The sequence below is a fragment of the Ensifer sp. R1-3 genome, from assembly GCF_056739175.1.
Genome location: NZ_CP096516.1, coordinates 227,403 through 245,481 on the forward strand (window position 1 = coordinate 227,403; position 18,079 = coordinate 245,481).

19 protein-coding genes are annotated in these 18,079 nt (G+C 63.9%); 4 read left to right on the forward strand and 15 right to left on the reverse strand.

What is annotated here, in order from left to right; all coding sequences use genetic code 11:
• Window positions 1-3: 3 nt before the first annotated feature.
• From M1D43_RS18420 to M1D43_RS18435, 4 genes are all read right to left on the reverse strand, one after another.
• Window positions 4-189: a hypothetical protein gene (locus M1D43_RS18420; RefSeq protein ID WP_003525670.1), complete on the reverse strand. Its 186-nt coding sequence runs from the start codon at window positions 187-189 to the stop codon at window positions 4-6.
• Between the two features lie 58 nt (window positions 190-247).
• A complete protein-coding gene (locus tag M1D43_RS18425; RefSeq protein WP_003525672.1) occupies window positions 248-430 on the reverse strand; it encodes a hypothetical protein in 183 nt (60 codons plus the stop codon).
• A 14-nt stretch (window positions 431-444) separates the two neighbouring features.
• On the reverse strand, window positions 445-630 hold the full coding sequence (locus M1D43_RS18430; RefSeq protein ID WP_003525673.1) for a membrane protein: 186 nt from the start codon (window positions 628-630) through the stop codon (window positions 445-447).
• Between the two features lie 177 nt (window positions 631-807).
• Entirely contained in the window at window positions 808-1,668 is an 861-nt protein-coding gene (locus tag M1D43_RS18435) for a beta-keto acid cleavage family enzyme (protein ID WP_010975163.1), read from the reverse strand.
• 91 nt (window positions 1,669-1,759) lie between these two features.
• Between M1D43_RS18435 and M1D43_RS18440 the strand changes: the two genes are divergently transcribed.
• Window positions 1,760-2,650: a MurR/RpiR family transcriptional regulator gene (locus M1D43_RS18440; RefSeq protein ID WP_010975164.1), complete on the forward strand. Its 891-nt coding sequence runs from the start codon at window positions 1,760-1,762 to the stop codon at window positions 2,648-2,650.
• A complete protein-coding gene (locus tag M1D43_RS18445; RefSeq protein WP_014530793.1) occupies window positions 2,647-3,990 on the forward strand; it encodes an aspartate aminotransferase family protein in 1,344 nt (447 codons plus the stop codon). The genes M1D43_RS18440 and M1D43_RS18445 overlap by 4 nt, the downstream gene beginning before the upstream one ends.
• Window positions 3,991-4,298: 308 nt before the next feature.
• On the opposite strand, the gene M1D43_RS18450 is transcribed toward M1D43_RS18445, so the two are convergent.
• The 8 genes from M1D43_RS18450 to M1D43_RS18485 all read right to left on the reverse strand — a co-directional run bounded on the left by M1D43_RS18450 (window position 4,299) and on the right by M1D43_RS18485 (window position 12,061).
• Complete coding sequence (locus tag M1D43_RS18450) at window positions 4,299-4,877, reverse strand: peroxidase-related enzyme (protein ID WP_010975166.1); 579 nt, start codon at window positions 4,875-4,877, stop codon at window positions 4,299-4,301.
• Between the two features lies 1 nt (window position 4,878).
• Complete coding sequence (locus M1D43_RS18455) at window positions 4,879-5,382, reverse strand: CMD domain protein (RefSeq protein ID WP_013850078.1); 504 nt, start codon at window positions 5,380-5,382, stop codon at window positions 4,879-4,881.
• Between the two features lie 31 nt (window positions 5,383-5,413).
• Window positions 5,414-6,880, reverse strand: a complete 1,467-nt coding sequence (locus M1D43_RS18460; RefSeq protein ID WP_010975168.1) for an NAD(P)-binding domain-containing protein — start codon at window positions 6,878-6,880, stop codon at window positions 5,414-5,416.
• Window positions 6,881-6,961: 81 nt separating this feature from the next.
• Window positions 6,962-8,032, reverse strand: coding sequence for an ABC transporter ATP-binding protein (locus M1D43_RS18465; protein ID WP_010975169.1), 1,071 nt, complete (start codon window positions 8,030-8,032; stop codon window positions 6,962-6,964).
• Window positions 8,033-8,035: 3 nt separating this feature from the next.
• A complete protein-coding gene (locus tag M1D43_RS18470; RefSeq protein ID WP_010975170.1) occupies window positions 8,036-8,827 on the reverse strand; it encodes an ABC transporter permease in 792 nt (263 codons plus the stop codon).
• 10 nt (window positions 8,828-8,837) lie between these two features.
• Window positions 8,838-9,821 (reverse strand): ABC transporter permease, encoded by a 984-nt coding sequence (locus tag M1D43_RS18475; protein WP_010975171.1) that lies wholly within the window; start codon window positions 9,819-9,821, stop codon window positions 8,838-8,840.
• 84 nt (window positions 9,822-9,905) lie between these two features.
• On the reverse strand, window positions 9,906-11,006 hold the full coding sequence (locus M1D43_RS18480) for an extracellular solute-binding protein (RefSeq protein ID WP_003525692.1): 1,101 nt from the start codon (window positions 11,004-11,006) through the stop codon (window positions 9,906-9,908).
• A 77-nt stretch (window positions 11,007-11,083) separates the two neighbouring features.
• Window positions 11,084-12,061 (reverse strand): LysR family transcriptional regulator, encoded by a 978-nt coding sequence (locus M1D43_RS18485; protein ID WP_014530792.1) that lies wholly within the window; start codon window positions 12,059-12,061, stop codon window positions 11,084-11,086.
• Window positions 12,062-12,263: 202 nt separating this feature from the next.
• On the opposite strand from M1D43_RS18485, the gene M1D43_RS18490 reads away from it, so the two are divergent.
• Entirely contained in the window at window positions 12,264-13,343 is a 1,080-nt protein-coding gene (locus tag M1D43_RS18490; RefSeq protein WP_013850074.1) for an NAD/NADP-dependent octopine/nopaline dehydrogenase family protein, read from the forward strand.
• A gap of 18 nt (window positions 13,344-13,361) precedes the next feature.
• Here the strand turns inward: M1D43_RS18490 and M1D43_RS18495 are convergent, their stop codons facing one another.
• The 3 genes from M1D43_RS18495 to M1D43_RS18505 form a co-directional block, all read right to left on the reverse strand.
• Window positions 13,362-14,069 (reverse strand): sulfite exporter TauE/SafE family protein, encoded by a 708-nt coding sequence (locus M1D43_RS18495; RefSeq protein WP_013850073.1) that lies wholly within the window; start codon window positions 14,067-14,069, stop codon window positions 13,362-13,364.
• Window positions 14,066-15,466, reverse strand: coding sequence for an amidohydrolase (locus M1D43_RS18500; protein ID WP_498814365.1), 1,401 nt, complete (start codon window positions 15,464-15,466; stop codon window positions 14,066-14,068). The genes M1D43_RS18495 and M1D43_RS18500 overlap by 4 nt, the downstream gene beginning before the upstream one ends.
• 109 nt (window positions 15,467-15,575) lie before the next feature.
• Window positions 15,576-16,925, reverse strand: coding sequence for a uracil-xanthine permease family protein (locus M1D43_RS18505; protein WP_498814366.1), 1,350 nt, complete (start codon window positions 16,923-16,925; stop codon window positions 15,576-15,578).
• 151 nt (window positions 16,926-17,076) lie between these two features.
• Between M1D43_RS18505 and M1D43_RS18510 the strand changes: the two genes are divergently transcribed.
• Window positions 17,077-18,072, forward strand: coding sequence for a substrate-binding domain-containing protein (locus M1D43_RS18510; RefSeq protein ID WP_010975178.1), 996 nt, complete (start codon window positions 17,077-17,079; stop codon window positions 18,070-18,072).
• Window positions 18,073-18,079 lie beyond the last annotated feature (7 nt).

Here is an 18,079-nt window from a genome sequence, read left to right on the forward strand (position 1 = left end):
GCCTCATTGCGTACTGGGGCGGTCAAGCTGCAGCGAAAGCTGCACGCCGCGCTTGAGGGGCGGGAGCGGTATACCGACCTGAATCCGTCCGAAGGTTTTTCTGCGCCACTCCTGTTCGCGCTCCCGCCGGCGTCTTGCCTGGGCGACGGCGGCCATGGCGCGCTCGATAACTTCCTCTGCATGGGTCATGAGAGACTCTCCAGAATGTTCATGTTATGTTCTCATTCTGATTCATGAAAGTCAAGCCTCACCGGGGGAGCACGTCGGTCCGGGGCGGGTCCTTTTCGCCGGGCGGGTTCTGCGAGTCGTCCTCGGGACCCTTGTCGGGCTGGGGCTCGTTTGGCGGCGGATCGGGAATGCCGAGTGGCGGAACCGGGTTCGGCGGAATTATTCCCGGCCCGGGGCCGGGGCCGATCGGATCGGGCGTCATTGAAGAACTCCCTCTTACCGAGGTTCCGGCGCGTCGGCGATCGGCGGTGTGTAGACGACCGTTTCGGTTTCACCTTCCAGCATGGCGCCGCCGATCGCCAGATAGGCGAAGATGGCACATATCGCGAGCAGTATGAGACCTATCGGAAATGCGGCTGTGGCGCGCCTTTCGGGCATGTTGCGATCATCATGGGTCAACATGGTGCACTCCCATACGGCTGCATGCTTCCGTATTTGGCGATTGAGGATAAGCACGCAGCACTCCAAGTGTTACAGGCACCCTTGCGCGCCGGATGAGGCGCGAGGCGCTGTCATCATGGGAGAACGAAACCGGCGTTCACCGGTTCCAAAGCCCGGCGACGGAAAGACGAGGGCGCGTCAGTCTTCCGGCATGCCCGCAGAACCGATACGGGCAAACATCTCTGCGAGCGCCGGCCCCTGGAGTAACGGAACCGACAGCGGCAGAAGCGCAGCCGTAACCGTGCGGACGAGGTCGGCGTTGGAGCCGGCGGCGGTTCCTTCCGGAAGCCAGAGATTGTTTTCGAAGCCGACGCGGACATGGCCGCCGAGGAGCGCCGCGACTGTGACGCAGGCCGCCTCGTGACGGCCGAAGGCGCAGACGCTCCAATGGGTGAAGGCGGGCATGTCCGGCGCCAGGAAAGGCAGCAGGTCACGGGGGAGGGACCTCTGGCCCGGCGTATAACGGCCGAGTACGTAAAGTACGGGAATGTCGTCGCGGGAAAGCAGACCTCGTCGCCGCATGCCGTCCAATCGCACCGCCTCCTCCGGATCGTAGAGGATGATCTGCGGCGTGACCTTCTCCCGGGCCGCCCACGACAGAAGATCCGCAAAGGCAGCCTCGTGCGTTTCGTCCGGGACCAACTCTCTGAGCGCCAGAGACACGGCCTCGGGCCGGACCGCCTTCACGACGGCGATCTGCTCGCCCGGCGAATAGATGCCCAGCGCCTCGCTGGTGATCTGAATCACCATGCGATCGCCTACGGCAGCCCGGATCGCTGCGGTCGCGGCGCGGTAGGCGTCGGCATCGAGAAGATGGCTTCCGTCCCCCTTGCGCACGTGAACGTGGATCATCGCCGCGCCGGCATCGAGGCAGTCGCGTGCGGTAAGCGCCAGTTCTTCCGGGGTCAGCGGTATGGCGGGATGGTCGGCCTTCGTCCGGCGCCCGCCATTCGGCGCGACCGCGATCGAAATCCCCTGCAAAGCATCGCCTGCGTTCATGTGGGCACCATCGAGTATGATTTTCAGAAATCATAAAGTTGCACACTGAAACATTCGTTGCAATGGTCATGAGATCGTTGTTAAATGAAGCATGGACAAGGGGCCGCTCAGCGACGCGATCATCACCGCCTTCGACGGGCTTTCGTCGCAATTGCGGACGGCGGCCCGCTATATCGTCGACCATCCCCGCGACGTCGCTCTTCTCTCCATGCGCGAGCAGGCGCGCCAGGCGGGGGTGCAGCCCGCGACGATGACCCGCCTTGCCAAGCAACTCGGTTTCGATGGTTACGATGCCATCCGCGAACGTTATGCCGAGGCGTTGCGGGAGGGTGATGCCGGATTTGCCGGAAAGGCCGGCGAGCAGGCCCGAAGCCAGAAGCTGAGGGGCGACCACGCGCTCGCAGCCGATATGTTGCGCACGATCGGGACGCAGATTTCGCGGCTCGCAGAACCGGCTGCGCTCGACCGCATCGTTGCAGCGGCCACGCGGCTTGCCCGTGCCCGGCGGGTCTACTGCCTCGGGCTGCGCTCGAGCCACGCGGTCGCCTGGCAGTTCCACTATATTCTTTCGCTGGTCGGCGAAAAATCCGTGATGCTGGACGGCATCGGCGGCACCGGCGCGGATGCCGTCGGACGTGCCACGAGCGCAGACGTGCTGCTCGTGGCCAGCGTTCTTCCCTATACACGGGCGACGATCGAAATTGCCGAATATGCTCGGGACAACGGCGTACCGGTCGTCGCGGTGACCGACAGCGAAGTGGCGCCGCTTGCGCAGATCGCCGAGGCGATCATCGTCGTGCCGACCGAAAGTCCTTCCTTCCTGCACGCCATGGCGCCCGCCTTTGCCGTCGCCGAAGTGCTCGGCGCGCTCATCGCAGGCCGGGGCGGCGAAGCGACGCTCGCGGCTCTGGAGCGCTTCGACGGGCAGCTCGCGGCGCTGAACACTCATCTCCAATCCCGCAACTCCAAGAGAGCGCCATGACCCATCTTCTCCACCGCGCCATCCACGCGAAGCTGCCGGTCGCCGTCCGCGGCGAAGGCATCAGGCTCTTCGATGCCGAGGGCAGGGCCTATATCGACGCCTCCGGGGGAGCCGCCGTCTCCTGCCTCGGTCACGCTCATCCGGATGTGCTCGCCGCCCTCCACGCGCAGCTCGACCGTATGGCCTATGCCCATACCGGCTTCTTCACCACCGAGGCGGCGGAACGGCTTGCCGACCGCCTCGTCGCCGATGCGCCCGACGGGCTCGATCACGTCTATCTGGTGAGCGGCGGATCGGAAGCGGTCGAGGCGGCGCTGAAAATGGCCCGGCAGTATTTCGTGGAGAAGGGGGAGCCGCAACGCCGCCACATCATCGCCCGGCGCCAGAGCTATCACGGCAACACGCTTGGCGCCTTGGCGGCCGGGGGCAACGAGTGGCGGCGCGCTCAATTCCGGCCGTTGCTCGTCGAAACCCACCACATCGATCCATGCTTTGCCTATCGGCTGCAGCAGGCCGGCGAGAGCGACACGGACTATGCCGCGCGTGCCGCGGGTCAGCTCGAGGCCAAGATCCTCGAATTGGGCGCCGATCAGGTGATCGCCTTCGTCGCCGAGACGGTGGTGGGCGCCACGGCCGGCGCGGTCCCGCCCGTCGCCGACTACCTGAAGCGCGTTCGGGCGATCTGCGACAAATACGGCGTGCTGCTGATCCTCGACGAGGTGATGTGCGGCATGGGCCGCACCGGGACGCTGCATGCCTGCGAACAGGACGGCGTCGTCCCGGATCTCATGACCATCGCCAAGGGGCTCGGAGGCGGCTATCAGCCGGTCGGCGCGGTACTGCTGTCCTCCGCGATCTTCCAGGCCTTCTCCGAAGGGTCGGGTTCCTTCCAGCACGGCCATACCTATATGGGCCACCCGATGGCAGCGGCGGCCGGCCTTGCCGTGCAGGAAGTGATCCGCCGGGACGGGCTGCTCGAAAACGTCGTGTCGATGGGCGATTATCTCGAAAGATGCCTGGTCGAGCGGCTCGGCAATCACCACCACGTCGGCGACATTCGCGGCCGCGGCCTCTTCCGTGCCGTCGAGCTTGTCGCCGACAGGGCGACGAAGTCCCCCTTCGATCCCGGCCTGAAGCTCAATGCCCGGATCAAGAAGGAAGCCATGGCACGGGGCCTGATGGTCTATCCGATGGGCGGCACGATCGACGGGCAACGCGGCGACCACGTCCTCCTGGCGCCGCCCTTCATCCTTAACCGGGAAGATGTCGGCCAGATCGTGGAGCGCCTCGGCGATGCCGTCGATGCGGCGATTGCCTCGCTCACGAAAGCTGCGGGTTAGAGCAACGCTCAGTAACCGCATCGTGCATCAGCGCACGTCTTGCTGGTGCTGCTCTCGGGCGATGCGCTGCCGAACTTGCGGAGAGTGCCTTGTGGCCAATGCTGGCGGTCGTCTCCTCGGCAATGTGGCCAGGCAACTGAAGGCTTGATCTCACGCTTGTTTCTCGTTTCCATCCCTCACGCGGCATGCACTCAGCCCCCGACGAACCGGTTGCGGAGAGGTCGCGAGCGGGTGCCGCGAATCCCTTCGCCCCGCTTGCGGGGAGAAGGCCGCGGCAGCGGGATGAGGGGCAATCGCGTATAACAGCTTCACTCCTTCAGATGCGGTTCGCCGAGCGTGTGCATCAGGCGGTTCGCCCAGCCGAAGATCGCGATCGAATGGATCAGATCGAGGATCTCCAGGTCGTCGAGCCCGATCTCGCGCAGGTGGTAGAACTGGTAGACGCCAACATTGTCCGGGTGCGCCGTCAGATCGACGCCGAAATTGAAGAGTGCCTGCTCGAAATCCGGCAGGTCGGCGTCGAGGCCGCGCCTGTAGATTTCGTCCACCACCTCCGGCCGCTTTTCCAGCTGGATGTAGCGGTTGGCATGCACCGAGGCGCAGTAAATGCAGCGGTTGACGAAGGAAGCCGCCAGCGCGCCGATTTCGCGCCCGCCGCGCGAGAGCCCGCCTTCGCTATACATGATGTCGTTGAAGAGCGGCGTACGTTCGGCGAGCATCTCGGCTTCGTTGGCCAGAACCAGGACATAGTTCGAAACCTTGGTATTCGAGGGCGTCACTTTCAGCGCTTCGAGCTGCTCCGGCGTTGCCTCGTCGAGCTTTACGGGCTTGACATAGGGCTGCCAGTCGAGCGGCTCCAGGGTGAATTCGTGTACGGTTTCCGACATGTCAGTTGTCCCTCAGCATCTTGAGGCCGGCCACGACCAGCACCTGATAGTTCACGAAGGCGATCAGACCCGCGAGCGTTACGATATCGCGGTCGTCGAAACCGACGGAATAGAGCGCTTCGATATTCGCGCGCGTCGCTTCCTTCGGCTTGAGCGTCACCAGATCGACATGCGCAAGCATCGTTGCGAGCCGCTTGTCGCCCTCGGGCCTGAAGGCCGGATCGGCGATCGATCGGAGCTCGGGTTTCGATCCCTTCTCCTCGAGCTGCGCCTTGTAATGGGCCTGGAGCTCTGTCGCTTTCCAGAGGCCGGTGATGCGCGCCGCGAGAGCCGCCCTCATGGCGTAGGAAAAATTACCCGGCTCGGCGGGATGGAGCGCGGCGTCATGGCTGGTCTGCGTGAAATGCTTGAGCTTGGCGCGCCGCTCGCGCAATGCGAGGACGGGCGAGGACGAATCCAGCCCGAGGACGGCGTCGATCACATCGGTTTTCGGGGGAACGGTCATCGTAATCCTTCAGCTTGGGCAGGAGTTCAAATCAAGCGGTTCTGTGCGCGGGTTCCGGGGCGTCGGCGTCCGTCCACTCCGAGCCGTCGAGTTCCGGCTTTTCGTAGGCGAGCAGCGCTTCCCAGTGGTAATCGACGTCTCGGATGAAGAGCGAGGCGGCGATCCCGCGCGCAAGCCAGAGCGCGCCCTCGCTGATCGCCGGAATGTCGCCGCTCACCTTGCCGATACTGATCGAGGCGCCGTAGTTGAAGCAGTGGATGTCCTTGAGCCATGGCGCGGTGCCGGGCTCCTTCTCGGTGAAGGAGAAATCGTCATCGAGCCAGGGGAAGCGGCCGAGGCCGGCATTCTCTTCGCCGACCGGCGGCGTGTAGCGGTCGTCCCAGCAGGCGATCCTGTCCTGATAGGGCGCGAGCTCGTCGCGGCTGAGCGGATCGACCGTGAAGCCGGTTCCGAGGATGACGAAGTCGGTCCTGAAGATGCGGCCCTTCTTGGTGGTGATCACGACTTCCCCGCCTTCCTCGCGCATCGAGCCGATGGCGCAGTCGAAGTGGAAGAAGGCGTTGGGATGGCGGCTGACGCGCAGCGTCGAATTGTGCGGGGCCGGCGTCTGCTGCTTGACGGAATAGTCCATGATCCGCCAGCGCCATTCCGCGTCGATCCTGGCGAACCCGGCAGTCACCCCGTAGGAGCCGATGCCCATCAGCTTGTTGACGGTCGGCATCTCCTTGCGGCGCGCGAGCAGGCGGACCTCGCCCGCGTCGGACTCCAGCGCCTCGGCCGCATTGTCGACAGCGGATGCGCCGACGCCGATGACGACGACGCGCTTTGCCTTGAGTGCCTCGAAATCGATGTCGTCGGCGGAGTGGGCCCAGGACGTGTGGCGCTTCATGCCCTTGACGAAATCCGGAACGACCGGCTCGCCCAGGCCTTCGCGGCCGGTGGCCAGAACCAGCTTGCGCGTGACGATGGAAGACTTGCTGCCGCCGGCGATTTCCAGCTCCAGGAGGCCATCCTCGCGAGGGCGGACGCGGGTGACATGCGTGTCGTTCTCGACGGGAATGGACAGGACCTCGCGGTACCACTTCAGGTAATCCATCCACATCGGGCGGGGAATGCGGAACAGCGTTTCCCACGCCGCCTCGCCGAAGCAAGCGGTGTACCAGGCGCGGAAGGTGAGCGAGGCCATGCCCAGCGCCGGGCCCAGCAGGTTCTTCGGCGAGCGCAGGGTTTCCATGCGGGCAAAGGTGACCCAGGGACCCTCCTGCCCTTTGGGGGCACGGTCGACGATGCGCAGATTGGCGATGCCCGCCCGGGTCAGGGCAAGCCAGGCGACCATGCCGCACATGCCGCCGCCGATGATGACGACGTCGCTCACCGGCTGTCCGTCAGCCGTCGTGACCGGCTTCGACCAGTTGGCGGCCGGGTAATTGAGATAGTCCAGGTCCTGTTTGACCCTCGCATTCAGTTCCGCGAGCCGCCCATGCTGTTCATTCGTCATAATAGCGTTTGCTCCTGAAATCCGCTTTCGGGACCGCCGCTGCCGGCGGCCCCTGAAATGACCGCGCCAAATTCAGGCGCGTCAGTCGGCCAGAACGACCGCGTCGCGCTCGCGCCAGCCCACCCACACCTCGTCCCTCTCCAGGTGCGAAAGCGCTACCGGGTCGAGCTGCAAAGCCAGCTCCGCGCCATTTTCGAGTTCGATCGTGAGGGAGGTGTGCGCACCCTTGAAGACGCGCTGGACGATGCGCCCCCTCAGTGCGAACCGGTCCTTCGGCTGTTCCGCCATGCAGTAGAGCGCCTCGGGACGAAGCGCGACGGTCGCGCCGCTGCCGGCTGGCAGCTTCGTCCCGTTGAGGTCGGCGTGGATGATGCTTCCGTTCCAGTCGATGGCCGCGGTCGTTCCATCGTGGGAAAGCAGCTTGCCTTCGAGGAAGTTGCTCTGGCCGATGAAGTTGGCGACGAAGCGGCTGCGCGGGCGGGAATAGAGCTCGTTCGGGCCGCCCATCTGCTCGATCCTGCCTTTGTTCATCACCACGATGACGTCGGACATGGTCAGCGCCTCCTCCTGATCGTGGGTGACGAAGATGAAGGTCTTGCCGGTGGTCCGCTGGATGGTTTTCAGTTCGATCTGCATCTGCTGGCGCAGCTTGGCGTCGAGCGCCGAAAGGGGCTCGTCGAGCAGAAGCACGTTCGGATCGGGGGCGAGCGCGCGCATCAGCGCGACGCGCTGACGCTGGCCGCCCGAAAGCTGGTCGGGCATGCGGTCGGCGAAATCCTGGAGCTTGACGAGAGCCAGCAGTTCCATGGTCCGCTTGTGGATCGCGTCCGAAGACAGCCCTTTCAACTCCAGTCCGAAGGCGATGTTGCGGCCGACGTTGAGGTGCGGAAAGAGCGCATAGTCCTGGAAGACGATGTTGACGTTGCGTCTGTTCGGCGGCAGATGGGTGATCGGCTTGCCTTCCAGATAGATCTCCCCCGACGAGGGCTGTTCGAAGCCGCCGAGCATCCTGAGCGTCGTAGACTTGCCGCAGCCGGAGGGGCCGAGCAGCGTCACGAATTGTCCGGATTCTACGGCGAGGTCCAGGTCATCGACCGCAGGCAATCCGCCGTAATATTTGTTGACGTTTTTGAAGTGGACCACAGGCTGCATGCGTCAGTTCCTTGAACGGCGGGTGAGGTGCTCGGCGTAAACGCCGACAGCGGCTGTCACGACCAGCACGATCGTCGCCATGGCGTTGATTTCCGGCGACATGCCGCCCTGCACCTTCGCGAAGATCAGCATCGGGAGCGTGGGCTTGTAGCCGCCGAGGAAGAAGGTGCGGACGAAGTCGTCGATACTGGTGAGTACGCAGAAGATCATGCCGCCGAGGAGTGCCGGCATCAGGTACGGGATCGTGACCCTGAGGAAGGCCACGAACCGATCGGCGCCGAGATCGCGAGCCGCGTCGACCAGATTGGCCGGCATGGAGCGTAGGCGCGTGAGCACCATGATCACCACGAAGGGCACCGCATGGACTGCATGCGACAGGATGATCGCCGCCGTGCCGGTCGGGATGTCGACGGTGCGGATGAAGATCCGCATGGAGATTGCGTTGATGAGGCCCGGAACGACTGCCGGCAGGCAGGCGAGTGCGAAGATGATCGCCTTGCCCCAGATGCCTTCGGTCGAGACCAGAAGCGCAATCCAGACGCCTATGACCGTCGCCGCCGCGGTGGTCGCGAGCGCGATCCCGATCGAATAGAGCGAGGCTTCGATGAACTGCTTGTCGTTGAGCACCTGGGCATACCAGTTGAGCGTCCAGTCCGTGATCGGAAAGGCGACGAAGCTCGCATCCTTGAAGCTCATGGCCGTCATCAGCGCCAGCGGCAACAGGAGATAGACCGCAAACAGCCAGTAGGCGGCACCGAGGGCGGTTTTCGGTAGGTCGGCGAAGTATGGTCGCATCGTGGCCTCCTTACATCAGCCGGACGGAACGGCCGCCGATCACCCGCATGAACAGGCCGACGGTCGAAAGCGAAACCGCGAGCAGCAGCATGGCGAAGGCAGCACCCTCGGGCCATTTGTCGTTCGAGGAGTGGAAGAGCGTCGCGATCACTTCGGGGAAGATGACCGTATTCGGACCGCCGAGCAGGAGCGGCGCCGCGAAGACCCCGACGGAGGTGAGATATACGAGGCTGCAGCCGGAGACGATGCCGTCCTTCGACAAGGGCAGGATCACGCGGCGGAAGCGCTGGAACGGGCCGGCGCCGAGGTCGGCCGCCGCATGAATGAGCGGTGTCGGTATCTTCTCGATGGCCGAATAGAGCGGCAGCAACATGTAGAGCGCCAGCAGATAGATGACGCCGAAGCTCAGCGAGAACGACGTGTAGAGCATCGGGATCGGCCGATCGATGAAGCCGAGTTCGCGCAGCGCCACGTTGACCGCGCCGCGATTGGCGAGAAGCATGATGACCGAAAAGGTGCGGATCAGTTCTCCCGCCCAGAAGGGGATGAGCAGGAGCAGCAGCGCGCGCATGCGGTTCTTCGGCTGAACGATCTTCGCAACGTAGTAGGCGACCGGATAAACGATCACCAGGGTCGAGATCGTGACGACTGCCGCGAAGATGAGGCTGCGGATGAAGGGCATGAAATAGAGCTGGTCGGAGAAGAACAGTTCGTAGTTGGCCAGCGTGTAGGGGGAGCCTCCGTCCGGTGCCTGCGGATAGTCCGCCATGAAGCTGATCCGCCCCATCTGGAAGATCGGCCCGATGTGCAGCGCCGCGATCCAGAAGAGAGGGACGCCGGCAAGCAGCGCCAGCCGGGCACGGCGGCTGTCCGCAAGGCGTCCGATGGTGTGACGATAGAGACCCGAACCGACGGCCTTGCCGATCCATCCGGCATAACGGGGCACCCGTCGAGAACCGGCGGATCGGGCTTGCATTGTGGTCGTATCTACCATTGTCGTCGTTCCAGGCTCAGGAAATGCTCTTTCTCACGGCCGGTCCCAAGGGACCGGCCGTGTCCGATGGGCCTCGGCGATCGATCAGGCGGCCTTGATCTCGGCGACTGCCTTGTCGACCATCTCGTTTTTCATGTCGCGGTTGACGGAGCTGAAGAACTGGATGCGCTCGGTCTGTTCCTGCGGCAGGGTCATTGCCGCACGCTCCTTGTCGTTCAGCACCTTGTCCACGCCGTCGAATGCGGAGGCGAAGCCCGACTGGCGGCTCATCGCAGCGCCGATTTCCGGAGACGAGAGGATAGCGTCGAGGAAGGTATAGGCCGCATCCGTATTCGGGCCATTCTTCACCACGTTGAAGGAGTAGAGGAAACCATAGGTCCCCTCCTTCGGAACCGATATTTCGATCGGATGTCCGTCCATGATCAGCTTCGCCGCGGGGCCGGACCAGCTATGGGCGACATAGATGTCCTCGTTGACGAACATCTGCTGAACCTCGGAGCCGGCGTCGTAGTATTTGCGAACCATGTCCTTGTTCTGGATCAGGTAGTCGCGCGCCTTGTTGGTTGCGGCCTGCGCCTCCTCCGGCTTGCCTTCATAGGTGACGAAGTCGCCGTCATTGCCCTGATAGCGCATGGTGATCTGGAGGAAGTCGGAAATGATGTAGGACGTCAGGCCCTTGTATTCCTGATCGAACATGATGGCCCAGCTGTCGGAGGCCTTGGTATAATCCGTGTTGCGGGCGAGGCCCTCGAAGCCCGCCAAAAGCGGCACCCCGTAGACCGAACCGTCGACGGTAAGCTGCGGCGCGCCCTTGTAAGCTGAGGCAAGCTTGTCCCAGTTCTTCAGCCTGCCGGTGTCGAGCGGCGTGAGCAGCTTGGAGCCGATGAACTGCGACAGACGATGGCCGGTGACCGTGACGATGTCCGTCGAGGGCGTCTCGCCTTCGGCGGACAGCACGTTGTACTGCTTGCCCTGGTCGTCGGTCAGGCGAATGCGCACTTCAATGCCCGTATCTTTCTGAAACTGGTCGATAAAGGACTGCGGAACGAACTTGTCATAGGTGGTGATGTTCACGACCTTGGACTGGGAAAATGCCGGGCGAATGATTGCCGGCGCTGCCAGGACGCCCGTGCCGGCGGCCAGAAATTTCAGCGTGGAGCGGCGGGTTGCGGTGAAGTCTTTCATGTCATTCTCCTCTTTTGGTTCTAAGTTTCGTTGTTATGCAGTGGACTTTCTTGGCATTTGGCAGAGCGGTTCGCGCGCTAGCGTGCGTCGGCCTGGTCTCCTCCCAAGGTCATTTCAGCGGCGCGATTGGCGTTGCGCGGGTCGTGAGCGGTAAATCCCGGGATGCAGGCGGAAGCGATCTGGATGATCGCCTGGATCAGTTCGCGTGAGCTGTCTGACAACGGACGCGCGGCGGCCGAAAAGATCGCCCACGGGAAGGGAATGTCGACGTCGAGCGGGCGAACCGCGACATTGGCCAGCTTCAAGCCGTAGGCTGTCGCAGGCTCGACGATTGCGACGCCGAGCCCCGTCGATGCGATCTGTACCGCATTGACCGAAACGCTGGTCGCGATGATCCTGGCCGGGCGGATATTCGCGGCTTCCAACGCTATGTCCACGCGGCGGCGCAGGCGGAACGGATTGGCCATCGTGATGATGTTGCGTCCGGCAAGATCGGCGATCGAAATCACTTCGCAGGCGGCAAGAGGATCATCTTCCGCCACGGCGGCAACGCAAGGTCCCTGAAACACCCCGTGCACTTCCAGTCCCGGCTGGTCGGCCGGCAGAGACGTGACGCAGAAATCTGCCGTGCGGGCCAACACCGATTGCACCGCCGCCTCTGCCGGCAGGCTGCGCAGATGGATTTTTCGCGGCAGCAGCTTTTCCGGCAACGCCGCGAGCGCCAAGGGGATGATGCCGCTGGCGAAAGCCGGGATCGCTACGATCTCGATCGGCTGGGGCTCCTTTTCCGCGATCGTCCTTGCCCGCTCCCGCAAATGGCCGATGCCGCTCAGGAACCGCTCGGCTTCCGCATGGAATGCGATCCCCTTTTCGCTCGGTGCGATCTTCGGACCGTTGCGGTCGAAGAGCGCGAAGCCGACGGAAATTTCCAGGTCCTGGATGAGGCGCGTGACCTGGGACTGGGAGCGATCGAGCAGCCGGGCGGCGGCGGTGATGCTGCCGGTGGACATCACCGCAAGAAAGGCCTCGAGTTCCCGTATCTCCATGACGATCATGCGCCCAGTGCATTATAGCTGCCTCATACTGCATAAAACGTATCTTAAGCGCCAGTGACAAAGGACAATTTTTCTTTTCGGTGCTATCCAGTGAAAAATCTGCGGTTCCCCGGCTGAATGCTTTCGCGAAGAGCGGCGTTGGGCGACCTTGCGGGCAAGGCGGCAAACACGATGCCATATGAGAAAGGAAGACAGAACCACGATGCGTATTGGTATTCTCGGCGCCGGGGCGATCGCCTTCGGCATGGCGGCTTTCCTGGCAAAAGCCGGTCATCACCCCGTTCTGTGGTCTCCTTCGGGTGCGCGCACGCGCAAACTGGCCGCGAGGGAGCCGCTGACGGCGACAGGCGCCGTCGAGTTTTCCGGCCCGGTGGCGGTTGCCCATGACGGACGCGAGGCGGTCGCCGATGTGGACGCGGTCATCGTCGCCCTGCCGGCCAATGGTCATCGCGTGGCGTTCGATGCCGCGGTGCCGCACCTGAAGTCCGGCCAGCCTGTGATCGTCAGCTCGCACAGCTCCTTCGGCGCGCTCTATCTTTCGAAGCGGCTGGCCGAACGGGGCGTTTCCCTGCCCATCATCGTCTGGGGCACGACCCTTCTGACCGGCCGCCAGCAGCCGGACGGCGCAAGCGTTTCCGTCAATACGGTCCGCCAGAAAATCGACGTCGCCACTTTGCCGAAGGCTGCCGCAGCCGAGGGGAAAGCGCTGTGCACCGAACTCTTCGGCGACCGCTTCGTCGAGCGCGACGGACTTCTGGCCATCTCGCTTTCCAACCTCAACCCGCAGAACCATTTGGGCATCGCGCTTCTCAACCTGACCCGCATGGAGAAGGGCGAGAAATGGGGACAGGGCGAGCATGTGACCCCGGCTGTCGGACAATTGATCGAAGCGCTCGACGCGGAGCGTCTGAAGATCGCCGAAAGCTTCGGTCTGTCGGTCAGAACCGTACGCGAACATTTCTCCCTATCCTTCCATGTGCCGATCGGCACGGTCTCCGACATGAACCAGCAGATGCACCTCGAAGGGCGGGGCGGTTTCGGCCCGGCGACGGCCGACAGCCGGTACATCTATGAGGACGTGCCCTTCGGTCTCGTCCCCACCAGTCTGCTTGGACGGATCGCCGGCCGGCCCGCTGTTCTGCACGAAGCCGGAACGAGCCTGTTTTCCGCTGCAATGAACCGCAACCTCGCGGCCGATAACGACCTGTTGCCGGAGCTTGCGCTCGACAGTTTCTCGCCCGCGGCCCTCAGAGAGCTTTGCGACCAGGGTTTCACGGCCTGACGGCGAGCAGGCGTGCGCCTATCTCACGATCAGAAAGGCCCCGCTGGCCAGCGCGAAGGTAAGCACGCCGAGGCGCAGGCCGCGGCCGCGAATATGGTCGTGCGTCAGCCGCGACAGAGCGCTTCCGAGGAGAACCGCCGGTGCGAGGTAGAGTGCGGCCAATAGCTGGTCCGCTCCGAGTCGTCCTGCAAAGGCGAGTATCACGAGCGACATGATTTCGCCCACGAAGAAGCACACCGCCACGGTTGCCCTGAGTATCGGCCCCTGGGCATGCTGGTAAAGGAGAGCGAGCGGCGGTCCGCCAATGCCGGTCGCCGTTTCGGTCACACCGGTGAACAATCCGACGCCGAGCGCGCTCGGGCGGCCCGGTTCGAAGGGCGGCGCGAAGAGCGCGGCGGCAGCGGCAATGACCGTGAACCAGCCGACGGCCAGGTCGAGCTGCTGGGTCGAGAGCGCGGCGAGCAGCCACACGCCGGCAAAGGTGCCAGCGAACCTGCCGAGCGTGATCCATTTCGCGCCGGACCAGTCGACCGCCGACCGTTCCCGCCAGGCGACGTGGAAGTTGAGCGGCAGCATCAAAAGAAGCAGCGTCACCGGCAGGAGATCGGGCTTCAGGATGCCGACGACGGGTGCCACGATAAGTGCGAAACCGATGCCGAGCGCACCCTGGATGAACGACGAGACGAGCGTGACGGCGCTCAGGATTGCAAAAAGGCCGAGGGTCATGCGAAATGCCCCAGCGCCCGATGCTCGGCCGATGGCTTGTGGACGCGCTGGATCGGCGCCCTTGCGATGGCATCGGCCGTGACCTCGCGCACCTCTGCAAGAAGCGCCCGTGCATCCCATCCGACGGGCCAGCCCTGCCAGAGACGGAGCTGCCCGGCGGTGAAGACCGCGTCGATCTGGTCGCGATTGCCGTAGCGCACGAGCTCCCACATGAGATCGTGGGAGGGGGTGAATTCAGGACGATCCAGGTCGACCAGAAGGAAATCGGCGGCAAGCCCCTCGCGGATCGCACCGGTCACCCCGGCGAGAGCCGCGGCGTCCGCAGCCTGAGCGGTTGCCCGCTCGACCCAGAGCCAGCCGCCGCCGCAAGAGGAGTCGCCTGTCGCAAGGCCGAAGCCGGCGCGTTGCAAGCCTTCGGCGGCATCCATCAGACGGAAGCCATCGGCGCGCGTCCCGTCCGTTCCCAGTCCGAAGCGGATGCCGAGTGCGGCCATCTGCAGGGCGGGCGCGATACCATTGCCCTTCCAGAGGCTCGCGACCGGATTGTAGGCGACGGCCGTGCCGCTGTCGCGCAAAAGGTTCAGCTCGTGCGGCGTCACCAGCGTCGAATGGGCGATCAACACATGCGGGCCGAGGGCGCCGAGATGGGCGAGATGCTCCAGCGGGCGGCGGCCGTTTGCGACCAGCGAGCGCTCGACGGCGACGAGGTGTTCGTTGACATGGGTCTGGAATACCGCTCCCGCCTCACGTGCCATCCGGGAAACGTCGGCCAGCATATGGTCGCTGGCCGCCTCCGGAATGGAAATGGCGAGCGAGGCATGAACGAGAGGGTCGCCCTCGAATGCGGCCAGGTGCCTGGCCGCATTTTTGAGGATCGTCGCGCGTTCGGGGACGACGGCGGCTCCGCCGAGGTCGTTGCAGATCAGGCCTATGACGCTGCGCAGGCCGGTTTGCCGCGCCGCCCGTATCAGCGCATTGATATGGCCGGCTGAACGCGTGCCCGCATCGACGGCGGCGGTAAAGCCGCCGCGCAGGCACTCGAGCGCCGCAAGCTTTGCGGAAAGATAAACCATCCGTTCGTCGAGGCTGCCTTCGAGCGGCACCCATATCCGGCGAAAGATCTCGGAAGGCTCGCCGAAGACAAGCGATTTGCCGAGCGACTGGGTCAGATGGGTGTGTGTATCGATGAAGCCAGGCATCACCAGATGATGCGGCAGCTCGATCGGTGTCAGATCCGGGTTCCGGCTGCCGACAAGCCCTGCGGCACCAATGTCCGTGAAGCGTCCGTCCCGGACCACCACCCCCATTCCGGATCGAGGCCCGTCCGGCAGGAGAACCTTGCCGGGGTGAAGCAGGAAATCACCGCTGCCGGGTAACTTGTCGCGCAATTCCGTCACTTTTGTATTCCCCTTAAGTTTCGGCTTCGACGCTGGCTGCGGCCTTTTCGGCGGCGCCCGAGAGCATTCCCGCTTTGAACCGCGGAAATGCTCACCCTTTGTTTTGTCGCTATTCCGGACGAAAAACCGCTGCGCACTTTTCCTGGAATTGCTCTAGAGGCAGGTGTTGAAAAAAAGCGTTCACAATCACCGCCGTGATGGTGCCGGCGGCAAGGCCGTTCGCCAGGATCATCTGGCTCCATTGCGGAAACTGGCTGTAGACGCCCGGGACCAGGATCGGCAGTAGCCCCATGGAAAGCGCAGCTGCCAGGGTGAACATCGGGCCGCGCTCGCGCAGATCGACGCGACGCAGAAGATCGATCCCGATCACGCCGATGATCGAGAACACGATCACGGCCGTTCCACCGACGACGGGGCCGGGCAGGGCATTCGCCAAACGACCGATCGGCGCAAACAGGGCTATGAGGACGAGGATCACGCCGGCCGTTGCGGTGACGTAGCGGGACTTGACGTTGGTTGCCCGGACGATACCCACGTTTTCACCGCTGGTGATGATAAGCGAGGTTCCGAACAGGCCGCCGACGAGCGAGGCGACGGCGTCGCCGCGGATGGTTGCGGGCACGATCGCGTGAGCGTCGCCCCGACGCCCGACGATCTCGGCCGTGGCGATGGTCTGCCCCGTCGCTTCGGCCATCGATATGATCGAAAACACGATCAGCGGAAGGGCGGCGAAAAAGTCGAACTTCGGCATTCCGAACGGAAGAAGCTGGGGCATGGCAATCACCGGTCCGTCGAAGATGCCAGAAAGGTCCATATACCCGGCTCCGATGGCGATGGCCGAACCCGCGATGAGGCCGAGCATCACCGAGATCCGCTGAAGCGTGCCCGTGAAGACTCTCGCGAAGATCACCGTCAGCGCGATCGTCGCAAGGGCAAGCCCGACATTCATCGGATCGGCGAAGCCTTCGCTCCCCTGCTTGCCGGTGATCGTGCCGCCGTAGATGCGCACGAGGTTTACCGATACGAGAAGAAGCATCGTCCCGACCACGATGGGCGGAAAATAGCGCAGCAGCCGTCGGAATACCGGCAGCGCCAGGAAGTAGAAGCCTGCCGTGAGGATCACCGCGCCGACGGCCGTCTGCACGTCGGTCTGCTGGGCGATGGCCAGAAAGATCGCGATCGGAGCGCCACCCGGCACCATGATGAACGGCAGCCGCGCGCCGAAGCCAGCCGGCCCGAAACTCTGCAGGATGGTGCCCAGTCCGCAGATCAGAAATGTCGCGCTGATCAGCGATACCGTCAGGGCGTCGGAAAACCCGAGCGCCTTGCTTACGAGAAATACGGCGGTAATCGGCGAAGCAGCCATCACCAGCACATGCTGAAGACCGAACAGAAGCAGGCTGCGCGGCGGCAGCACTTCGTCCGTCGGGTCGATAGAATCGATTTTGTTCCCGGTCATTTGATCTCCTCCACGCCAGCCTCTCTCCCGCTGGCTATGCAAATCGTTTTGCATAGCGCGTGGTAGCACATTTTTTCTCGCTAGCAAATCGATTTGTAAAAGCCGCGTCGCAATGCCATCATCCGGGCCGGTTCATGGACGGGGTGTTCGGATGACAAGATCGACGATCGTGGAATTGGCGAAGGCGGCGGGCGTATCGCCGACCACGGTTTCCCACGCCTTCAGCGGACGGCGCTATGTCGACCCCGAGACGAAAGCCAGAATCGTAGCGCTGGCCGACAAGATGGGCTACCGGGCCAATCCCCGGGCCCGCAGGCTCCGGACGGGCGGGGCGGGGATCATCGCCCTGGCATCGTCAATGCCCTTTGCGGTCGCTGCGGGCCCGGCGAGGCTGGGTTTTCTGATGGAGATCGCCGCCGCCGCGGCCGTTACGGCGCTTTCGCGGCATCTCGCCCTCTGCCTGGTGCCGCCTTTGGAGCCCGACTCCAACCTCGACGCGCTGGAAGTCGACGGCGCCATAATCGTCGAACCCATGGTCGAAGACCGCTTACTGGAATTCTTCTCTGCCCGCGGCGTACCCGTTGTCTCGATCGGACGGGCGCCGGGGAGGGAGGACATTCCGTCGGTGGATATCCAGAGCACAGCGACGGCCCGGCTGATGCTGGAGCACCTTGGCGCAAACAGCCGCCGCGTCGGCCTGATCACCGGCGAGCAGCGGCGCAATTCCTACATCGAGACCGAAGCTGCCTATGCGGCTTTCGCCGCGGAGAGAGGATATTCACCGGTTGCGTTGCGTGTCGACGAAAGCGGCGGCGAATCCGAAGCGGCCGCGGCTGCCGAAAGGCTCCTGCGAAACAATCCGGATATCGACGCGTTATGCGTGCCTGTCGACGCTTTCGCCAGGGGCGTGCTCGATGCCGCCCGGTTGCTCGACCGTCCCGTTCCGCAGGGGCTGCGACTAGCGACGCGATACGACGGGATGCGGGCAAAACTCGCGACGCCGCAATTGACGGCTGTCAACCTGCACCTGGATCAGGTCGCGGAAGCGGCGATCGACCTGCTGATCGCAGCGATGGAGGGCAAGGAGCCCCAGCCGCACGCGATCGCCCCGCCGCAACTTGTCGTGCGGGAATCCTCGGCGGCATGACTGCCGC